The organism is Mycobacterium spongiae (assembly GCF_018278905.1).
In the GTDB taxonomy this organism is placed as follows: Bacteria; Actinomycetota; Actinomycetes; order Mycobacteriales; family Mycobacteriaceae; genus Mycobacterium; species Mycobacterium spongiae.
On the sequence record NZ_CP046600.1, the window covers coordinates 4,807,992 to 4,832,024 of the forward strand.

General features: G+C 63.2%; 3 protein-coding genes and 1 pseudogene. 1 reads left to right on the plus strand and 3 read right to left on the minus strand.

What is annotated here, in order from left to right; genetic code table 11:
- Positions 1-225: 225 nt before the first annotated feature.
- A pseudogene (locus F6B93_RS23855) lies at positions 226-17,037 on the minus strand (SDR family NAD(P)-dependent oxidoreductase); the annotation flags it as partial.
- Between the two features lie 1,094 nt (positions 17,038-18,131).
- On the minus strand, positions 18,132-18,830 hold the full coding sequence (locus F6B93_RS19360) for a Rossmann-fold NAD(P)-binding domain-containing protein (protein WP_211696528.1): 699 nt from the start codon (positions 18,828-18,830) through the stop codon (positions 18,132-18,134).
- 949 nt (positions 18,831-19,779) lie between these two features.
- Here F6B93_RS19360 and F6B93_RS19365 point away from each other — a divergent pair.
- On the plus strand, positions 19,780-21,279 hold the full coding sequence (locus F6B93_RS19365; RefSeq protein ID WP_211696529.1) for a rolling circle replication-associated protein: 1,500 nt from the start codon (positions 19,780-19,782) through the stop codon (positions 21,277-21,279).
- Between the two features lie 144 nt (positions 21,280-21,423).
- Here F6B93_RS19365 and F6B93_RS19370 read toward each other — a convergent pair whose 3' ends face one another.
- Positions 21,424-23,991: an AAA family ATPase gene (locus F6B93_RS19370; RefSeq protein WP_246540870.1), complete on the minus strand. Its 2,568-nt coding sequence runs from the start codon at positions 23,989-23,991 to the stop codon at positions 21,424-21,426.
- Positions 23,992-24,033 lie beyond the last annotated feature (42 nt).

The following is a 24,033-nucleotide window of genomic DNA, read 5'->3' on the forward strand; positions in this document are numbered from 1 at the left end:
GTCCCCTAACTACGCATCGTCGAACTCGTCGAGGGCCACATTGACGAGATCTTCAAGGCTCATTTCTTCGAGATCACCTAGGGTCTTGCCGTTCGCAAGACCTGTTGTAGCGGTGGTTAATCCGCCGTTCTGTCGGATGCGCATTATCGGATGACTGTTTCGGTCACCGTTTTGGTCGCGTCCGTCTATGGGTGTTTTTGAGAGGTGGGTGTGGAGGTAGGTGGCTAGTTCGGTGGGGTTGGGGTGGTCGAATACGGTGGTGGTGGGTAGGGGTAGGCCGGTGGCTTCGGTGAGGTGGTTGCGTAGCTCGACCGCGCTTAGTGAGTCCAGACCGATCTCGGTGAAGGCCGTGTTGGGGTCGATGTCTAGCGGGCTGGGATGGTTGAGCACCGCGGCGACCTGGGTGCGTACCTCAGCCAACACCACGTCGTCCCACTCGGTTTCCGGTGTCTGCGCGAGGCGTTGGGCCAACGTGGCAACACGGCCACGTTTGACCGGTGTCCGGACCAGGCCACCCAACAACACCGGCAACGTTCCCGCCCGGGCCTGCGCACGCAACACCGCGTGATCGAACACCGCGGGCACCAACACCGATTCAGCACGCCCACACGCCAGATCGAACAACCCCAAACCCTGCCCAGTAGTCATCGCCCGTAGACCCATCCGCTCGATACGGGCCTGATCCACCTGACCAAGCTGGCCGGTCATCGCGCTGGCCTGCTCCCACAATCCCCACGCCAACGACACCCCCGACAACCCCAAACCCCGCCGATACTGCGCCAACCCATCCAAAAACGCATTCGCCGCCGCGTAGTTCGCCTGCCCCGCACTGCCGAATATCCCCGCCGCCGAGGAAAACAACACAAACGCCGACAACCCCATATCCGCAGTCAACTCATGCAACGCCCACGCAGCATCCACCTTCACACCCAACACCTGCTCAACCTGCTCACGATCCATCGACTCGATGACCCCATCAGCGAGCACCCCCGCAGCATGGACCACCGCACCCAGCCGATGCTGCGCCCTAATCGCACCGACCACAGCACCCAGCTGGTCACGATCAGCGATATCAGCAGCAACGATCTCCACCCGACACCCATGCTCAGCCAACTCACCACGTAACTGATCAACACCGACCGCCGCGGCTCCCCGCCGACTCACCAACACCACATGCCCGCAGCCATACTCAACGACCAAATGCCGAGCCAACGCCATACCCAACACCCCAGTACCCCCGGTAATCAACACCGTGTCCTGGGGATCGAACACCGACCCCACACCCGACTGCGGCAACTGCGTCGACACCCGCGTCAACCGCGGCGCCAACACCACCCCCCCACGAACCGCTACCCGCGGCTCATCCACCACCCCCAACGCCGCACGCAACCCCACCCCACCATCACCACCATCATCATCAAGATCAACCAACCCGAACCGGCCAGGATGCTCACCAACCGCACTGCGCACCAACCCATCCACGGCCGCAACCACCAAATCCGGTGTCTGACCCTCACCAACCCCGACCCCACCACGAGTGACCAACACCAACCGCGACGCCACCAACGCCGGCTCAGCCAACCACGCCTGCACCAACTCCAAAGTCCCATACACCCCCTCACGAACACACCCAGCCACCTCACCCGCACCCGCCACCGGCGCAGCCATCACCACCACCTGCGGCACCGACCCACCACCACCAACAGCCTCCACCAACCCCGCCACATCCGGATACCACGCCACCTGCCCACCCAGCACACCCACCAAATCAACCGGCCCACCACCAACAACCACCACCGACGACACCGGCTGCGCAGCATCCACCGCCACCCACCCCACCGCATGCAACGACTCCACCGACTCGCCACCCACACGAGCCAACCCCGCCGCATCAACAGGACGCACATCCAACGACTCCACACCCAACACCGCCGCCCCCGACTCATCAACCCCCACAATCCGCAACCCACCAGAACCACTACCCTCCAACACAACCCGCAACACCGAAACACCACCCGACCCCAACCACACCCCACGCCACGCGAACGGCAACCCCACCTGACCCTCCGCCAACCCCTGCATCATCAACGCCGCACCCGGATGCAACACCGCATCAAACAACGCCGGATGCACCCCAAAACCCGCCCCCTCATCACCACCATCACCACTCAACGCGACCTCAACAAACGTCTGCTCACCACGACGCCACACCCCACGCACCCCCTGAAAAGCCGGCCCATACTCAAACCCCGCCTCGGCCAACCCCTCATACAACACATCAACATCAACCACCTGCGCACCCACCGGCGGCCACTGCCCCCCCAACAACCCACCACCACCAGCAGCAGCAGCACCAGCAGCAGCACCACCAGCGCTGAGCACCCCCGTCCCATGACGCACCCACGAACCCTGCTCACCCCCACCACCACTGGCGGTCTCCGGACGCGAATACACATCAACCCGACAACACCCCGCATCATCAACACCACCCACCAACACCTGCAACGCCACCCCAACACCCTCAGACAGCACCAACGGCGCCTCTAACACCAACTCATCAACACAATCCAGCCCCGCCCGCGCCCCCGCCGCCAACACCATCTCCACAAACCCAGTACCCGGCAACAACACCACACCCAACACCGCATGATCAGCCAACCAAGGATGGGTATCCAAACCAACCCGCCCACTAAACAACCAACCCCGCTCACCACCAAGACACACCCCCACCCCCAACCACGGATGCCCCACACCAGCCAAACCCACCGACCCCAAATCCCCCACACCACCCCGAGAAGAATCCAACCAAAAACGCTGATGCTCAAACGCATACGACGGCAACCCCACCCGCCGCGGACCCCACGACCCAAACACCGACGACCAATCCACCCCAACACCGGCAACAAACGCCTCCGCCACACACTGCGTCACCGCCTGTGTCTCAGACCGATTACCCCGTAACACCGACACACACAACGCCGGCGCATCACCAAGGCAATCACGCACCATCGCGCTCAACGGACCCGTCGGACCGATCTCCACAAACCTGCTCACCCCAACATCAGCAAGCGCACCCACCCCATCAACGAACCGCACCGCCTCACGCACATGCCGCACCCAATACTGAGCCGAACCCAACTCAGCAGCAGTAGCCAACCCACCAGTAACGTTGGACACCATCGGAATCCGCGCCGCATGAAACGTCAGCTTCTCCGCGATCGCACCGAACTCAGCAAGCATCGGATCCATCCGCGCCGAATGAAACGCATGACTAACCGTCAACCGCGTCGTCTTACGGTCCTGCCACTGCCTCAGCCACTCCTCGATCGCATCCTCATCACCAGAAACCACCGTCGAGACCGGACTATTCAACGCCGCCACCGACAACCGCCCCCCAAAAGACCCCAACGACGCGCGGACCTCATCCTCACCCGCGGCCACCGCCACCATCGCCCCACCACCAGCCAACCCACCCATCAACCGCCCCCGCGCCGCCACCAACACACACGCATCCGACAGCGACAACACCCCAGCCACATACGCAGCAACCAACTCACCCAACGAATGACCAATCAAATAATCCGCCACGATCCCCCACGACTGCAGCAACCGATACAACGCCACTTCCACCGCAAACAACGCCGGCTGCGTAAACGCCGACTGATCAATCAACCCCGCATCCGCCGAACCCTCCGACGCGAACAACACCTCCTTCAACGAACGATCCAAATGCCCATCAAACTCCGCACACACCGCATCCAACGCCTCAGCAAACACCCCATACGACCGATACAACTCAGAACCCATACCCACCCGCTGCGACCCCTGACCAGCAAACACAAACGCGGTCTTACCCTCCACCACCCGACCCGTAACCACCCCACCACCACAACCCCCACCCGCCAACGCCGCTAACCCCGCCAACAACTCCTCACGCGTATCACCCACCACCGCACCCCGATACCCCAAACCAGCCCGACCCGTCGCCAACGACCACCCCACATCAGCCACACCCAACTCCGGTCGAGCCCCCACATACCGCGCCAACCGAGCCGCCTGCGCACCCAACGCCGCCTCAGATTTCGCCGACACCACCCACACCACCTCACCCACACCCACACCCACACCATCAAGACCACCATCACTATCGGCGGGCACCGCCGGCGCTTCCTCCACAATCACATGCGCATTCGTCCCCGAAATACCGAACGACGACACCCCCGCCCGACGCACCCGCCCCTCAACCCGCGGCCACGGCTGCGCCTCGGTCAACAACCGCACCGCACCCACCGACCAATCCACATGCGGACTCGGCGCATCCACATGCAACGTCACCGGCAACACCTCATGACGCAACGCCTCGATCATCTTGATCACCCCAGCCACCCCCGCAGCAGCCTGAGTATGACCCATATTCGACTTCACCGACCCCAACCACAACGGCCGATCCCACTCCCGACCCTGCCCATACGTCGCTAAAATCGCCTGCGCCTCAATAGGATCACCCAACGTCGTCCCCGTACCATGAGCCTCCACCACATCCACATCCACACCACTCACCCCCGCACACGCCAACGCCGAACGAATCACCCGCTCCTGCGAAGGCCCATTCGGCGCCGTCAAACCATTCGACGCCCCATCCTGATTGACCGCACTACCCCCAATCACCCCCAACACCTCATGCCCACACCGACGCGCATCCGACAACCGCTCCAACAACACCAACCCCACACCCTCAGAAAACCCCGTCCCATCAGCACCAGCAGCAAACGCCTTACACCGCCCATCCACCGACAACCCCCGCTGCCGAGAAAACTCCACAAACGTCACCGGCGTCGCCATCACCGTCACCCCACCCGCCAACGCCAACGAACACTCACCAACCCGCAACGACTGACACGCCTGATGCAACGCCACCAACGACGACGAACACGCCGTATCCACCGACACCGCCGGACCCTCTAAACCAAACACATACGCAATACGCCCCGACGCCACACTGCCCGCCCCACCCGTAACCACATACCCCTCAACCGCCGCCCCACCACCAAACCCATACTGCGAACCCATCACCCCCGCGAACACACCAGTATCACTACCCCGCAACGACTCCGGATCAATACCCGCCGACTCAAACGTCTCCCACGCAATCTCCAACAACAACCGCTGCTGAGGATCCATCGCCAACGCCTCCCGCGGCGACACCCCAAAAAACCCCGCATCAAAACCCGCCGCATCATCCAAAAACCCACCATGACGGTTATAAAACTTCCCCACCACATCAGGATCAGCATCAAACAACCCCCCCACATCCCAACCCCGATCACCCGGAAAATCACCAATCACATCCCGACCACCCACCACCACATCCCACAAACCCTCCGCAGAACCCACCCCACCCGGATACCGACACCCCATCCCCACCACCGCCACCGGCTCATCCACACCAACCCCCACCACCCGACCCGCCACCGGAGCAGCCACCGAACCCCGCCCCCGCACCTGATCCACCAAAAACCCCGCCAACACCACCGGCGTCGGATAATCAAACACCGCCGTTGCCGACAGCGCCACCCCAGTGGCAGCCTTGAGCCGGTTACGCAACTCAACACCACTGAGCGAATCAAAACCCAAGTCCCGAAACGCTTGAGCACTATCCACATCCGCGGCCCCGCCACAACCCAACACCCCCGCGGCATGCGAACACACCAACTCCAGAACCTCACCACGACACTGCTCAGCAGACATCCCCGCCAACCGCGTCGCCAACACCGACGACGACCCCGCGCCATCAGCACCGGCAGCCACGCCACGACGCGCAGCAGCAGACACCAACTGCCCCAACAACACCGGTAACACACCCGAACGAGCCAACGACCCCAACACCGCCGTGTCCATCCGCGCAGCCACCACCGCGGGCCGATCCAAGGCCACCGCCCGATCGAACAACTCCACCGCCACCTGGCTGCTCATCGCGGCCACCCCAGACCGGCCCATCCGCGCCACATCGGCGGCACCCAGATGCGCCGTCATCGCACTGGACTGCTCCCACAACCCCCACCCCACCGACACCCCCGACAACCCCAAACCCCGCCGATACTGCGCCAACCCATCCAAAAACGTGTTCGCCGCCGCATAACTGGCCTGCCCCGCACTGCCCACCACACCGGCCACCGAGGAAAACAACACAAACAACCCCACACCCATGCCCTGGGTCAACTCATGCAAATTCCAGGCCCCATCGACCTTGGCCCGCAACACCACATCCACCCGATCCGGCGTCAAATCGGTCAACAACCCATCATCGAGTGCCCCCGCAGCATGAATAACACCCGACAACGGAGCCTCGTCCGGGATCTGACCCAACACCGCCGCCACCGCATCCCGATCAGCAATATCAGCAGCCACCACCTGCACCTGAGCACCCGCAGCACCCAGCTCAGCCACCAACTCCGCCGCCCCCGGCGCGGCCAACCCACGCCGACTCACCAACACCACACGCCCCACCCCATAAACCGCCACCACATAACGGGCCAACACCGCCCCCGCCATCCCCGTCCCACCCGTAATCAACACCGTGCCGGAAGCCCATGACGACCCCGGCGGGGTCAACACGACCTTGCCGATATGGCGGGCTTGGCTAACAAATCGATACGCCTCCGGGGCAGCACACATATCCCAAGTACGCACGGGAAGCGGCTGGAGAACACCGCTATCAAATAGGCTGCTCAACTTCGCCAACATTTGTTGGATCCGTTCGAGGCCAAGCTGTAACAGATCGAACGCCTGGTACCACACCCCCGGATGCCGCTGAGCAATCTCCGCAGGATCGCGAATATCGGTTTTGCCGATTTCGATGAATCGGCCCCCATTGGTCAACAAGCGTAGGGAGGCGTCGACGAACTCGCCCGCCAAACAGTCGAGCACTACATCAACCCCGCGCCCGTGCGTGGCGGCCATAAACTTCTGCTCGAAGTCCAGGGTCCGTGAATCACCGATGTGATCCTCATCAAGTCCCATGCCGTGCAACACGTGGTGCTTTGTGCTGCTTGCGGTGGCGAATACTTCTGCGCCCCAATAGCGGGCCAGGGCGATCGCGGCCATGCCCACTCCGCCGGCACCGGCATGGATTAACACTGACTCGCTCGGTTGCAGCCGGCCAAGATCAGCCAGACCGTAGTAGGCGGTCAGGAACACCACCGGTGCAGCGCCAGCTTGCGTAACTGACCAGCCTTGCGGGATCGGAGCCAACATGCGATGGTCAGCAACCACCACGGGGCCGGCGCCTTCGATCAGTCCCATCACTTGGTCACCGATCGACACGCCCACCACCCCGGGCCCGACCTCGACAACTGTCCCCGCACCTTCAATACCGACCTGAGGTGTGGCACCCGGATACATTCCCAACGCGACCAGCACATCGCGGAAATTGACTCCGGCGGCCCGAATCGCTACCCGTACTTGTCCCTCGGCCAACGCAGCTCCGGCCTCCGGATAGGGCTGCAAAACCAGGTCTTCAAGACGGCCCGACCCTGTGGCCGTTAACCGCCATAGGCCATTGGCGTGTTTGGGGGCGTCTAGTGGTGGTGTTTCGATTCGGGTGAGCCGTGCCGCACGGAGTGCACCGTCGCGGATCAGTAGTTGGGGCTCGCCGGCAGCTAGCACGGCGGCGATGTCGACGTCGCTGATGTCGGTGTCGGTATCAACGATCACGATCTGGCCCGGATGCTCGGATTGAGCCGACCGCATCAACCCCCACACCGACGCCGCAGCCAGATCACTAACATCGTCCACCGCGCCCCGGGTGATCACGACCAACACACCCGAGCACTCGGCAGCCAACCACCGCTGCACCACATCAAGACCCCGGTGCACCCGCTCATAGACCGCCTCGATCTGCCCGCCGCCCTCGGCGAGACCATCCCCACCGCCCTCAGCACGCCACACCACCGCCAACCGATCAGCCTGGCGCCCAACGACGTCCACCACATCACTGTCATCACCACCACCGGTCGCGCCGGTCTCAGCGCGCTCGCAGAACTGCTCCCACGACCACACCCGCACACCCACACCACCACCGGGGCTGGAGGCCACCGGCTGCCACGCCACCTCCAACACCTCACCGCCAACAGCACCACCCGCCGCGGCGGCGTGGACCTGCTCGACCGAGACCGCACGAAACGACAACGACTGCACCGATGCCACCAACGCCCCCGCGGCATCAAACAACCGCACCGACATCTCATCGCTACCACGAATACCGATACACACCCGCGCCGCTGTTGCGCCGGTGGCCCACAACCGCACACCCTGCCAGGCAAACGGCAACCGCAACCCCTCGCCGTCAGCGGCGAACCCCGCAGCAAGCCACCCATGCAACGCGGCATCAAGCAAAATCGGGTGTACCCCAAACCCATCCACAGTGCTGTCGGCCGCCTCGGGGATCGCGACCTCAGCGAAAACCTCATCACCACAACGCCACAACGCCACCAACCCGGCGAACTGCGGCCCGTACTCATAACCCAACTCGGCCAACCGCGGATACACCCCGGCGATATCAACAGCCTGCGCCCCCGCCGGCGGCCACTCGCCCAGGGCACCGACCGGCGCCTGGCCACCATCAACACCCACCACGCCACGGGCGTTGAGCACCCAATCGGCATCATCACGATCAACCCGCGAATACACCCCCACCTCGCGGGCACCGTCCTCGGCCGCGGTCCCCACCCGCACCCGCACGTCCACACCCGCCCCGTCGGGGATCACCAACGGAGCAACAATCACCAACTCCTCAATAACCTCGCACCCCACGGCATCAGCGGCACGCAATACCACCTCCACCACACCGGCCCCGGCGAACATCACCGCACCCGATACCTGATGACCACCAAGCCATGGTTGATCATCCAGCGAGAGCCGACCCGTGAGCACCACCGAGCCCGACCCCGGATCCTCCACCACCGCCGACAACACCGCATGCCCAGCAGCGGTGAGCCCCGACGACGCCAAATCACCCACTCGCTTCGGGGGCGCTAACCAAAACCTCGTGTGCTCAAAGGCATACGTCGGCAACCCCACCCGCTCAACCTCACACCCCGAAAACACCGCAGCCCAATCCACCTCAGCACCAGCAACATAGGCCTGAGCGACTGAACGCATAAACCGCTGCAGCCCCCCGTCATCACGCCCCAACGACGCAACAACGACCGCATCCCCACCGACGTCGCCACCGTCGGCCGCGAGCACATCCTCAATACCGGCCAACAAAATCGGATGCGGGCTAACCTCAATGAACGCATCACACCCACGCTCATGGGCGGCGCGCACCGCGGACTCAAACGCCACTGTTTCCCGCAGATTGCGATACCAGTAGTCCGCACCGAGTCCGGCGGTATCGACGAGATCCCCACTCACCGAGGAGAAAAACTCCACAGAGGAAGAACGCGGCTCAATATCGGCCACAGCATCCGTGATCCGGTCGCGGATCTGAGCAACCTGGGATGAATGCGAAGCGTAGTCGACATCGATCCGAGAACACCGCACCCCGTCTCGGGCGCACCGCGCCATCAGCTGCTCGGCAGCATCGATAGCACCAGAGACCACCACGGCTTCGGGACCGTTAACCGCAGCAATGCCCAACGCATCCCCGAACTCCGCGATCAGTTCGCGCCCGCGCGCGATATCGCAGCCCAATGCCACCATCGCCCCGCAACCCGCCAAATCCAGTAACGCCCGGGAACGCAGCGCCACCACCTTGGCCCCATCACGAAGCGACAACGCCCCAGCGACACACGCCGCTGCGATCTCACCCTGTGAATGCCCAACCACCGCATCAGCTACCACACCCATCGAAGCCCACAACCGAGCCAGCGACACCATGACCGCCCACAACACCGGTTGCACCACATCGACGCGATCGAACCCCGGACAATCCGGGCGCCCGGCGATCACATCCATCAGCGACCAGTCCACGAACTCTGCTAACGCGGCGCCACACGCATCGAGTTGCTCGGCGAACACCGCGGACTCGTCATACAGCTGGCGGCCCATACCCAACCACTGCGAACCCTGACCGGGAAACACGAAGACCGTCTTGGTCTCGCCCGCCACCGCGGCCTGCCCACTGACCGAACCAACGCCAACACGGCCCGCAGCCACATCCGCTAGCCCCGCCAACAACTCCTCACGCGTCTGACCCAGCACCACACCGCGATAACCAAAGACCGACCGAGAAACCAACGACCACCCCACATCGGCCACACCAAGCTCCGGCCGAGTCCCTACGTACTCGGCTAACCGCCCAGCCTGAGCCGCCAAAGCCGGCGCCGACTTCGCCGACAACACCCACGGAACCACCCCACAACGCTGTAGCGGCGCCTGTGGTGACCCCTCATCCGCCGCCTCCGCAGCATCACTACTGGCGTCTACCCCTAACGAAGGCTCTTCGAGAATCACGTGCGCATTCGTGCCGGAAATACCGAACGACGACACGCCTGCCCGACGCGGCCGCCCCTGGGTCACCGGCCATGGCTGCGCTTCGGTTAGCAGCCGCACCGCACCCGCGGACCAATCCACATGCGAAGTCGGCGCATCCACATGCAGCGTCAGCGGCAATACCTCATGGCGCATTGCCTCGATCATCTTGATCACCCCGGCCACCCCCGCGGCGGCTTGGGTATGTCCCATATTCGATTTGATCGAGCCCAGCCACAACGGCCGATCATGACCCCGGCCTTGCCCATACGTCGCCAATAACGCCTGCGCCTCAATGGGATCACCCAATGTGGTGCCCGTACCATGGGCCTCCACCGCATCCACATCCGCGCCAGTGATGCCCGCATCAGCGAGCGCTGCAGTGATCACCTTCTGTTGCGCCGGACCGTTCGGAGCGGTTAATCCGTTGGAGGCCCCATCCTGATTGACCGCGCTGCCGCGAATCACCGCCAGTACGTGCCGACCATCCCGGCGCGCATCAGCAAGCCGCTGCAACATCAACACCCCGGCGCCTTCAGACCAGCCGGTACCGTTGGCCGTATCAGCAAAAGCTCGGCACCGTCCGTCGACGGACAGTCCGCGTTGGCGGCTAAACGTCACGAACGGCGTCAAACTGGTCAATACCGTTGACCCGCCGGCCAGTGCCACGTCGCACTCGCCGGCGCGCAATGACTGAGCTGCCAAGTGCAGCGCCACCAACGACGACGAACATGCCGTGTCCACCGTCACCGCCGGGCCCTCTAGTCCCAATGCATAGGCGATGCGCCCCGAGGCCACACTGACTGCCTGACCCGTGCTCGCATACCACTGAGCCTCTTCGGTGCCCCATCCGTACTCGTTGGCCATCACACCCATGAACACCCCGACGGCGCTGCCGCGCAGGGCAAGCGGGTCTACACCGGCAGCTTCTAAGGCCTCCCAGGAAACCTCCAACAACAACCGCTGCTGAGGATCCATCGCCAACGCCTCCCGCGGCGACACCCCAAAAAACCCCGCATCAAAACCCGCCGCATCATCCAAAAACCCACCATGACGGTTATAAAACTTCCCCACCACATCAGGATCAGCATCAAACAACCCCCCCACATCCCAACCCCGATCACCCGGAAAATCACCAATCACATCCCGACCACCCACCACCACATCCCACAAACCCTCCGCAGAACCCACCCCACCCGGATACCGACACCCCATCCCCACCACCGCCACCGGCTCATCCACACCAACCCCCACCACCCGACCCACCACCGGAGCAGCCACCGAACCCCGCCCCCGCACCTGATCCACCAAAAACCCCGCCAACACCACCGGCGTCGGATAATCAAACACCGCCGTTGCCGACAGCGCCACCCCAGTGGCAGCCTTGAGCCGGTTACGCAACTCAACACCACTGAGCGAATCAAAACCCAAGTCCCGAAACGCTTGAGCACTATCCACATCCGCGGCCCCGCCACAACCCAACACCCCCGCGGCATGCGAACACACCAACTCCAGAACCTCACCACGACACTGCTCAGCAGACATCCCCGCCAACCGCGTCGCCAACACCGACGACGACCCCGCGCCATCAGCACCGGCAGCCACGCCACGACGCGCAGCAGCAGACACCAACTGCCCCAACAACACCGGTAACACACCCGAACGAGCCAACGACCCCAACACCGCCGTGTCCATCCGCGCAGCCACCACCGCGGGCCGATCCAAGGCCACCGCCCGGTCAAACAACTCCACCGCCACCTGGCTGCTCATCGCGGCCACCCCAGACCGGCCCATCCGCGCCACATCGGCGGCACCCAGATGCGCCGTCATCGCACTGGACTGCTCCCACAACCCCCACCCCACCGACACCCCCGACAACCCCAAACCCCGCCGATACTGCGCCAACCCATCCAAAAACGTGTTCGCCGCCGCATAACTGGCCTGCCCCGCACTGCCCACCACACCGGCCACCGAGGAAAACAACACAAACAACCCCACACCCATGCCCTGGGTCAACTCATGCAAATTCCAGGCCCCATCGACCTTGGCCCGCAACACCACATCCACCCGATCCGGCGTCAAATCGGTCAACAACCCATCATCGAGTGCCCCCGCAGCATGAATAACACCCGACAACGGAGCCTCGTCCGGGATCTGACCCAACACCGCCGCCACCGCATCCCGATCAGCAATATCAGCAGCCACCACCTGCACCTGAGCACCCGCAGCACCCAGCTCAGCCACCAACTCCGCCGCCCCCGGCGCGGCCAACCCACGCCGACTCACCAACACCACCCGACCCACCCCATAAACCGCCACCACATAACGGGCCAACACCGCCCCCGCCATCCCCGTCCCACCCGTAATCAACACCGTGCCCGCAGGATCGACACGACGATCACCGTCGGTGTGTGGGGGGACATCCAACGGTGGTGTTTCGATTCGGGTGAGCCGTGCGGCGCGGAGTGCACCGTCGCGGATCAGTAGTTGGGGCTCGCCGGCAGCTAGCACGGCGGCGATGTCGACGTCGCTGATGTCGGTGTCGGTATCAACGATCACGATCTGGCCCGGATGCTCGGATTGAGCCGACCGCATCAACCCCCACACCGACGCCGCAGCCAGATCACTAACATCGTCCACCGCGCCCCGGGTGATCACGACCAACACACCCGAGCACTCGGCAGCCAACCACCGCTGCACCACATCAAGACCCCGGTGCACCCGCTCATAGACCGCCTCGATCTGCCCGCCGCCCTCGGCGAGACCATCCCCACCGCCCTCAGCACGCCACACCACCGCCAACCGATCAGCCTGGCGCCCAACGACGTCCACCACATCACTGTCATCACCACCACCGGTCGCGCCGGTCTCAGCGCGCTCGCAGAACTGCTCCCACGACCACACCCGCACACCCACACCACCACCGGGGCTGGAGGCCACCGGCTGCCACGCCACCTCCAACACCTCACCGCCAACAGCACCACCCGCCGCGGCGGCGTGGACCTGCTCGACCGAGACCGCACGAAACGACAACGACTGCACCGATGCCACCAACGCCCCCGCGGCATCAAACAACCGCACCGACATCTCATCGCTACCACGAATACCGATACACACCCGCGCCGCTGTTGCGCCGGTGGCCCACAACCGCACACCCTGCCAGGCAAACGGCAACCGCAACCCCTCGCCGTCAGCGGCGAACCCCGCAGCAAGCCACCCATGCAACGCGGCATCAAGCAAAATCGGGTGTACCCCAAACCCATCCACAGTGCTGTCGGCCGCCTCGGGGATCGCGACCTCAGCGAAAACCTCATCACCACAACGCCACAACGCCACCAACCCGGCGAACTGCGGCCCGTACTCATAACCCAACTCGGCCAACCGCGGATACACCCCGGCGATATCAACAGCCTGCGCCCCCGCCGGCGGCCACTCGCCCAGGGCACCGACCGGCGCCTGGCCACCATCAACACCCACCACGCCACGGGCGTTGAGCACCCAATCGGCATCATCACGATCAACCCGCGAATACACCCCCACCTCGCGGGCACCGTCCTCGGCCGCGGTCCCCACCCGCACCCGCACGTCCACACCCGCCCCGTCGGGGATCACCAACGGAGCAACAATCACCAACTCCTCAATAACCTCGCACCCCACGGCATCAGCGGCACGCAATACCACCTCCACCACACCGGCCCCGGCGAACATCACCGCACCCGATACCTGATGACCACCAAGCCATGGTTGATCATCCAGCGAGAGCCGACCCGTGAGCACCACCGAGCCCGACCCCGGATCCTCCACCACCGCCGACAACACCGCATGCCCAGCAGCGGTGAGCCCCGACGACGCCAAATCACCCACTCGCTTCGGGGGCGCTAACCAAAACCTCGTGTGCTCAAAGGCATACGTCGGCAACCCCACCCGCTCAACCTCACACCCCGAAAACACCGCAGCCCAATCCACCTCAGCACCGGCGGTAAACAACGCCCCGACAGCGCTCAACACCGCCACCGGCTCGGAAACGTTTTTCGCCAATACCGACACCGCCACCACATCGCCAGCGTCGGCATCACCGCCGGTAGCGGCCTGGCGTTCCACGCAGTGTTGGATCGATGCGGACAATCCGCTAGCGGGTCCTAGCTCAATAAACCGCCGCGCCCCCAACTTATGCGCGCACGCCACACCGTCGGCAAAGCGCACCGGCGAACGCACGTGGTCCACCCAATATGTGGCGGAACCAAAACCCTCATCGGCCAACCGACCGGTCACGTTCGACACCAACGGAACCTGCGGCGCAGACACCACGCACTCGGCGGCAACCCTGCCGAACTCTTCGAACATCGGCGCCATCAACTGCGAATGGAACCCATGCGAGACCGCCAACCGATGGGTGCGATAGCCGCGTTGGCTCGCTTGCTGGACGACAGCATCCACCCCGTCAACGGCCCCAGAAACCACCACCGAATCCGGCGCATTGATCGCGGCAATATCGACCCCATCGACCAGCAAACAAGCCACTTCAGTCTCGCTCGCACCCACCGCCGCCATCGCCCCACCGGCAGGCAACTCAGCCATTAACCGCCCACGCGCGACCACCAAGCGCGCGGCATCCGGCAGGGAAAGCACCCCAGCTACATGCGCCGCCGCCAGCTCCCCGACCGAATGTCCCATCACCACGTCAGGTCGCACCCGCCAATGACGCATCAATCCATAGGAGGCAACGCCAATCGCAAAGAGCGCAGGCTGAGCAAACTCAGTGCTAGTCAGCAAGGCTTCGTCATCGCCCCAGAGCACCGGGAGCAACGGCCGACGCATATGCCGATCCAGCTCGGCGATCACCGCATCGAGTTGGTCGGCGAACACCGCGGACTCGTCATACAACTGGCGGCCCATACCCAACCACTGCGAACCCTGACCAGGAAACACAAACACCGTCTTGGTCTCGCCCGCCACCGCGGCCTGCCCACTGCCCGAACCAACGCCAACACGACCCGCAGCCACATCCGCTAGCCCCGCCAACAACTCCTCTCGCGTTTGACCCACCACCACGCTGCGATAACCGAACACCGGCCGAGAAGCCAACGACCACCCCACGTCAGCCGCACCAAGCTCCCGCCGAGCCGCCACGTACTCGGCTAACCGCCCAGCCTGAGCCGCCAAAGCCGGCGACGACTTCGCCGACAACACCCACGGAATCACCCCAGGGCGCTCGGCATCGCCAGCGGGAGTGTTGCGTCTCTCTGCGGGCGGTATTTTCGTCGGTGGAGCATCGGAAAGGACTATGTGGCAGTTTGTTCCGCCCATTCCGAAGGAGGAAACTCCGGCTAGGCGTTTTCCTGCGGCCGCCGGCCACGGTGTCAACGAGTCGGATACCACGAATTGGGTATCTGAGGGTTCGTCCGCGATATCGGGGTTGAGATGCTGGTAGTTCAGGCTTTTCGGGACGAGGCCGTTTTCGACGGCAAGAATGGTTTTCACCAGTCCGGCGATGCCCGCGGCGGCGCCGAGATGACCGATGTTTGTCTTGATCGAGCCGACGAGGAGCCGATCGTGAGCTGGTCGGCCATGGAACACGTCATTGAGCGCGGCAGCTTCGATGGGATCACCCACGGGGGTGCCGGTGCCATGTAGTTCGAGGTACTGGACGTGGTCAGGGGCGACGTCGGCTGAGCGGTGGGCGCGGCGGATGACATCGGTCTGTCCGTCAGTGGAGGGAGCGGTCAACGTCGCGCCGCTGGTACCGAGGTGGTTGACCGCGCTGCCGCGGATGACGGCGCGGATCCGGTCGCCGTCGGCGACGGCATCGGCCAGTGGTTTGAGCAAGACCATGCCGCCGCCTTCGCCGCGGGCATAGCCATCGGCGCGGGAATCGAACGCATAGCTTCGTCCCGACCGTGACAGGCCCCCGAAGCCTTGCTCCAGCAAGGCCGTCTCGTTGGCCACATTCAGGTGAATCCCCCCGGCTACCGCGAGCTGTGATTCACCTGTTTCGATGCTCTCCAGCGCAAGGTGCACCGCCACCAACGAGGAAGACTGGCCGGAGTCGATCGTGTAGCTCGGGCCGCGAAAATCCATGAACCGAGACACGCGGTTGGCAATTATTGATCGAGCTACTCCCGTGAATGAATGATGGTCGAGAAGATTGTCTCGGTCACGCTGAAGGAGTAATCCATAGCCGTCGTTCATGGCGCCGATGAAGACGCCAACACGACGCTCACTAACGTGATCTGGAATTATGTAGGCATCTTCAAATAGCTCCCAGGCGAGTTCCAAGGCCAGCCGCTGCCGTGGGTCCATAAGTTTGGCTTCGCGGGGGGAGATGTTGAAAAAAGAAGTATCAAAGCCAGAAATGTCGTCCAGATACCCGGCATCGTCGTGGGCTTGGCTGTCGTCGGCCGCACTCTGGTGACGTAACGGCTGGTGGTTGCCGGGTAATCGGCTGGGAGGCATGGGGCCGACAGCATCGACGCCGTCGCATAAAAGGGTCCACAATCCGGCGGGCCCGGCCGCTCTGGGGAAGCGGCAAGACATTCCCACGACAGCCACATCGGGCATAGGCATCGACGCCTTTCGAACGGGTTGGGTGGTTCGCAAGGTAATACATTGAGCGTCAATTATTCATCCGCTGAGGGAGCCGACCCCCGGTATTGCTCCACCAAAATCGAGAGACTTTACTTCGACCGGGACGTCCGGGCTTGTTATGTCCTTTTATGTCCTTATAGGTCCTTATATGACATATGTCCTTATATGGCCGCATCGGTCGTTTTTGGCCATATGTCCTTTTATGTCCTATAGGGCTTTTTAGGCCATATGTCGCTTGTGTCCCAACAGTGTCCGTGGCACCGGCGAGGGCGACGTCGACGCGCGGCTGTCCGCCGCGGATGCACTGGGGCTGCGATTCCCGGGTCCAGCCGTGGTGGCCCCCGGCGGCGGCACTGTTTGAACGGGCCGAGCCGTGGGCGCACGGGTGCGACAAGCTTTGGCGAGGAACCGCAATCCGGCCGATTCGGGATCACGATCGGCAGCCAGCCGTCACCGGCTCGACGGGGCGAACGAGGTTGACCGCATTAGGTCTGGTCGTGACATTCCCGAGGCGCCTGTACGTGCGATCACCGAATGGTCGCGCAAGTCGCGTGCGGCGATGTGCAGTGCGTTCGCCGAGATTGACTACACGCCGCTGGTCGAGAACGGCCCTATGCCCGCGATGGTGAGCCTGACCGACCCCGGCGACTGGGGATGTGTAGCGCTGACGGGGCCAGCGTGAAGCGGCCCATGGTGCTGTGGCGCACACGCTTTCAACGTGAATGGGGCGAATCTACACGGGACATTCGAAGCTGGGTTTCGTCGCCGCGGGGCGCCGCACATCCACCTATGGATGACTCCGCGGCACGCCCTCGGACGACTAGGCCGGGCATTCCGGGAATGGTTCTCAGAAGTTTGGGTCGACATCCTCGCCCATCGCTGCCCCGAGCATGCCGACGGCCGTGCCGGCAAGCAAGTGCCGTGCACGCTACCTCAGCACCCCGTAGCACGATTGACGCCCTGGCGACTGGCGTCGGAAGTCCTCGGCCCGAAACCATCGCCCAAGCCCGACTCCTACCGAGAAAAGCCGTAGAACTCCAGACAACCCTCAACGTCCTAGCGACCAAGGTTCGCTAGCCTGTCTTGAAAATCCTGGCTACTTCGCGGTCGGTGATTCCGCCGGGGGTAAGCGCGGATTGCAGCGCCCGGTCAGGATTACCGCCGTTGCTACGGATCATCATCTCCGCTTCCGACAGCATCCGAATGAGGAGTTGGTTCTCCCGCGGACTCAGATCGCCACCGAGCGTGTGTGTTTGGATCTGTGAAACGGCCGCGCAGATGAGCGGGGCCGCGACCAGGATTCGGGTGTAACGGTCGAAGTGGTCTGACGGCACTGGTTGGGAACAGCGTTGCGGCAGACATTGAAGGAGCCCCTCAAGCACTCGAGGGTCGCTGTCAGAGTCGTGGAAGATGACTCCCCCCTCCTCGACGATCGCCGCAGTGCACATGAAACGTGCGAGAAGGTGACGTGGAAAGTGCTCTGCGAGCTCACGCAGTGGTAAATCTGCGATCGCCGACGCAATCGGCGTGAAAGCGGGAACTTTCGCGCCCAATGTTGCTCTGCGGAGCTCTTGGGCGGGCAACGCGAGGACCACCAAGTCGAAGCTGGGAAACTGAACAACCGCATCTTGATCCAGATACTGTGCACCGCGAGGCCAACCCGGGCCTGGTTTCGACTCGCGGGTCAGAACTGACACCTTTGCCCCGGAGGCGAGCGCCGCCTTTGCGATGGGTAGGCCAAGGCGGCCTCCGCCAACAATTCCGACTTCCACGCGTTCTCCTCCAGACGGGCCGCCCTACAATTGCCGGATCATTTTTGGTGCGGCTCCGCGGCTCGCGCCGGCCGCTGCCAGAGTTTGCTCCGACTACCTACTCTGCCGAAGTGTTAATCGTACCGGCCAACGTTTTCTGCATCGTGCGTAATGGTATTGCTGTTGCACCAAGGGTTACCGGAGGTTGTAGAGATCAAATCTCGTATTCTCGGGATGGGCATACCGATCGAGTCGGGCGATACCGTGATCCTTTTCAGAATAGCGTGTCGACTCCTGGCGCACAGGAGCGATGTCGGGTGCGATCACCTTATTTGTCATTTGTTGGTTACCTTCTTGTTCGGTGAATCTTGTTGTTGTCGTCAGGATGCGGACCAAACCCGCACATTCGACAAATCGACGTGGGATCGGTAACGATCGAGACGCTAAGGAATCGATATGAAACGAATATGAGGGCGCCGTTAAAGACTCTCGATGAAGAAGTCAGTCGGTCATCTTGGAGGTGTCAACCCCAGGGGGTGAGCCGGATTTACCGGGTGCAGTTGTCTCGGATAAGGGAGTAGAGAACGACGGCGTGGCGTCGCGCTAGGCAGATGGTGGCCGGCATGGGGAGCGGCTCGACAACTCCGGAGCCAACCATGCGAGCGCACAGGAACCGGGAAAGACCAACGATCCGTAGAGTGCGGCCGGCCCGTCGTTGCAGTCAAGAAAGTGTTGCCAGGGGTGGGATCGAACCGCCGATCTTCCGCTTTTCAGTTGGACGGGAAGGTTGCTGAGCTGCGGTTATTGGCCGTTTGCGCGTCCCATGCATCGCGCTGAGCACGTCTGACGCGAGCTGCCCGTCCGAGCGTCGGACACAAACCGGACACGGTGACAGCACTCCCGACAGGGAACCCTTGATCGCCCGCCAGTGGGTGATGCGCGTTCCGGGCTCCCGGGGAGTAGGTACCCGATGCCCAGCGTCTCAGGGTCGACCACACGCGCCAACGCCACCGCGGCGGAGCGACCCACTTCGCAGCTGGACCAAACCTGTACGGCCAGTCGAAGCGCGGCCGAAGCCGCGGACGCCGGTAGACCGCGAGCGCCCGAGGCCGCCAAGGCCGCAGGGCGCGAGAGCGATAGCGGTCGGTCGGACGGCGGCCGCGGCGGAGGCCGCGCTTCGGCTGGGAATCGCGGGCTTGTTATATGTCCCAAAAGTGTCCGCGACACCATCGGCGGCGACGTTGCTGCGGAGCTGTCGGCCACGGATGCTCTGGGGTTGCGGTTTCCGAGCCCGGAACTGGTGGCCTCGGCGGCAGCACTGTTTGAGTCGGCGCAGCCATGGGCGCACGGGCGAGACCGGCTTGGGGAGGAGCCAGAGTCTGGCCGGTTCCGAATCACGATCGGCCCCGGCGTGGTCCGCCTCGGCTGGACCAGACCCGTTCGCGCGGAAAAGGCATCCGAGCGGGCCGTCGAGCGACACCGCCTCGACGTGACGAACGAGGTTGACCGCATCAAGTCTGGGCGTGACATTCCCGAGCCGCCTGTACGTGCGATCACCGAATGGTCCCGCAAGTCGCGTGCAGCGATGTGCCGCATTTTCGCCGAGCTTGACTACACGCCGCTGGTCGATAGCGGCCGCGTACCAGCGATGGTGACACTGACCTACCCGGGCGACTGGGAAGGTGTGGCGCCTGACGGGGCCAGCGTGAAGCGGCACATGGTCTTGTGGCGCAAACGCTTTCAACGTGAATGGGGCGAACCTGCGCGATACATCTGGAAGCTGGAGTTCCAACGGCGCGGCGCCCCGCGCATCCACCTGTGGATGGTGCCCCCAAACACCGTCGGGCGATCCGGAAGGCCGTTCCGGGAGTGGCTCTCACATGTTTGGGCAGAGATCGTCGCTCATCCCGACCCAGAGCAACGCGCTCGCCACGTACTCGCCGGTACGGCCGTCGACATTCGCAACGGTTTGCGCGCCTGCGACCCCAAACGCCTAGCTATCTACTTCACCAAACACTCGTCGCCGAATCTGTTGGGCGACAAGGAATACCAACATATCGTTCCCGCCGCCTGGCGCAAGCCGGGCCACGGCCCCGGCCGGTTCTGGGGGGTCCACGGGTTGCGCCGAGCCACCGCGGTCGTGGAGATCGCTCAGGACGCGTACCTGACGGCCCGCCGAATCATTCGTCGCTGGTCGCGGTCGCAAGCCATCTACAGCGACTACGCCCGCCTCTACCCCACTGCGGTCGTTCCCCGAATCGCCTGCGTCACAGTTATGGGAGTCGATCGTGCGACCGGCAAGAATTGCCGCCGCAACGTCCGCCGGCGACGCCTCTTGTGCAACCAAGGCGGACTGGCCGGTGGCTACGTACTTGTGAACGACGGCCCAGCGTTCGCATCCCAGCTTGTGGCGGCGTTGTCGATCGGCACCGGTGCGCGTGGGAAGACGCAAGTTTCTTGTGGCACGTAAGCGTTCGTCCGACGCTAGGAAACCGGCGAAAAGTCATGCTAGCAAAGTTATTCATCGCAAGGTTGTAGTTGCAGATCAAATGCCGCCCGAGGAAACGCTCGGCGGCATAGCCTCGAATCAACACGCGCGTGACTGTAGGAGTGACTAGTCGGCGGCGGCGTTGTAGGTGGTCCGGGCATCGGTTAACTCGGCCCAGTGAGCTTCCAGCCCCGCGAGGGTGGGACTGACACCAAGGCTCGGCAGCGGTTGAGAGTGGCCCTCGATGTACCGGCACGCTTCCTCGAAGATGCGGTTGACAGTCTCGATCGCGAGAGGGAGCGCCTTGGACTTGATCTTCGGCAGATTGGTCATACGCACGTTGGGTTGGTAACGCTGAGTGACGCCTTGAAGTAATTCCGTCTCCGTAAACACCTCACACCAAGCCCTGATCCAGCCGTAGCCTGTCCGGACGAGCGCCGCGCGAGCTTCGCCCTGTTGCGACTTCGCGGCCTGAATGGTCTCGTTGATGTTCTTTTTGAGATTGTTCAAGCTGTCCCAACGGGGACCAGTAGCCCGGGTAATTTTCCCTTTGCCGTCCTCGTCGGTGACTTGGAAGTATGAACACCGCTTGGTTGCCTCCATAAGCAGGAGGAGCGTCGTAGCGAAGAAGATGTCGTGGGTAAACACGATGACCTGCGTCGTCTCGGCGAGGGAGGCAATGCGCTGTGCAACTTCATTGATACGTCGGTGATCGAGGCTGGAGACCGGATCGTCGAAGATGACTGGCGCGGTGATGCCAGCGAGGCGCGCCTCAGCGAGAAAGTCCGCCATCGCGAGCACCTTCTGCTCGCCTTCGGAGAGCACCTTCGACGGCTTGTGCTTGCCGCCGAGGACCTTGCGGCGTTGTGCGCGCCCCTGGCGGCCCACAAACTCCACACGTAACGCGGGTGCTCGAAGGGCTGCACACTCTTCGTGGAACAGCGCATCAAAGCTCTCATTGATCATTTGGTCGCTTGCGCTCTTGGCGAGCCCGGTGACCGCACGCAATAAGCCGGCCATCGGTTTAGCGAGTAGCGTTAACCGGTCGGCCTGCTTGGCATCACGCACGTGCGACTCGATGAGTGTCCATGACTTTGTCAGCTCGGCTGCAGCTTCGAGTTCGACGAGTTCCTTCTTCTTTTGCGCCAGAGTCTCAGCGCGGGTAGCGGCTTGCTTTCTCAACTCGGTTAGCGCCTGCGAGGTGTTCGTCAGAGCCGCGGTGAGCAGCCCAGCGTCTGCCGCAGCGGACTCGGTCAGGGCCGGCTCGACGCTGGACGCGGACTGAAGGTGCTCCGTTAGCCTGACGATGGCGGCAAGCACGCGGTCGAGTTCGGCGTGGAACGGTGGCTTGTCGTCGGTCTCGGCGTACTCACTGGCGAAGGTTGAGGCGTCGCTAACCTGGATTGAAATGACTGGGTCGGTCAGCGCGTCCAGCCGCGTCTTCGAAGCGGTGATCTCGACGGTGATCTTGTCTTCTAGGTACTCGGAGTACTTGGCGATGAGAAGTCGAGCGGCGTCACCCAACGACTGACGGCAGTACAGACACCGGTCGGCATCGTGCACGCCCAGACCGACGAGGTGCGCCCGGTACGCCTCGCCCGTTTCAACGAAGGCGCTCCACGTGTCATCAGGCTCGGCCGGAAGGTCGGCCGCCTCGAATAGAGTCGTACGGAACGTGCGATAGTCCTCCACGAGCCCGGCGAGGGTGACCAGTTCGCGGTCGTAGGCGGCTACGTCGAATTCGGCCACCACAGTTGCGGCGGCAGACGCCTGGGTGAGGATGCGTTCGGCGCGCTGCTGGAGCTTGATCTGGGCGCCGATCGTGTCCGCTTCAAGCGCGGCGACAGTGCGGCGCAGCTCGGCGATGCGGGTGTCGGCGTTCGTATCGGTGTCCGCCGCGGTCTTCAGTTGCTCCAAGTCAGTTGCGGCTCCAAGTGTTTCGATAAGCGGGTACACGGTCGCGCCGCGGGGGAACCGTGACAAAATCCCCGTGGATCCAGACCGCAAGTCCTGGACAGCTTGGTCTATCTGGGTCTGTACCGACTTGATGCCGGCGATTACGTGGTTGAAAAGGGCCAATACAGCTGGGACGTAAACGTACTCAAGATCGTCATCCACGTGGAAGCTGACGCAGGGACTGTCGAAAATCGACATCCTGGTGAACGGGGCGACGCCCTGCTGACCCGTCCAGGTGTACGTCTTCGAATCCGAACCGAGCGTGTAGGAGACGAGTGCAGACTTTTGCCGCGGCGAGCTTGCTTGTATGTTCCCGAGGATCGAGTCGGCGGTACGGCTGGCCGCAAGGGCCTTAAAGATACGGGCGTACCCAGTCTTGCCTGTGCCATTCTCCCCGAACAGGATCGTCAAGCCTTCGTGCGGTTCGATGACGCCGCCTTCGACTAGCGCGTTAACGCCAGCAACATCAGAGAGGGAGGTTAGCGTCAAAGGCTCGATCGCTTCATCCTCCCCTTCGAAGGTAGACAGCGGCTGCTCGACGGGGAATTCGCGAATATCGAAGCCCTTCTCCTGCCGAAACAGCGCGTATGCGTTGGCCTCTTCGTCGCTTTCGAGTGGGCCGCCGCCTTGAAGTACGTGACGGACGATAAAACGCACCCATTCGTCTGAAGAATTTGCCCATTCGCTGAGCAGGTCGCGGGGGTCCAGCCGCTGCGGTTGCGTGGCTGCATCCGTCACTCTCGCCTCCTCGCCGGCGAATGGGAGGTCGCACTCGACCAG

Excerpts from the sequence above, each read along its gene's own strand:
- F6B93_RS19365 (WP_211696529.1), top strand. The coding sequence starts at position 19,780 with ATGCCCAGCGTCTCAGGGTCGACCACACGCGCCAACGCCACCGCGGCG.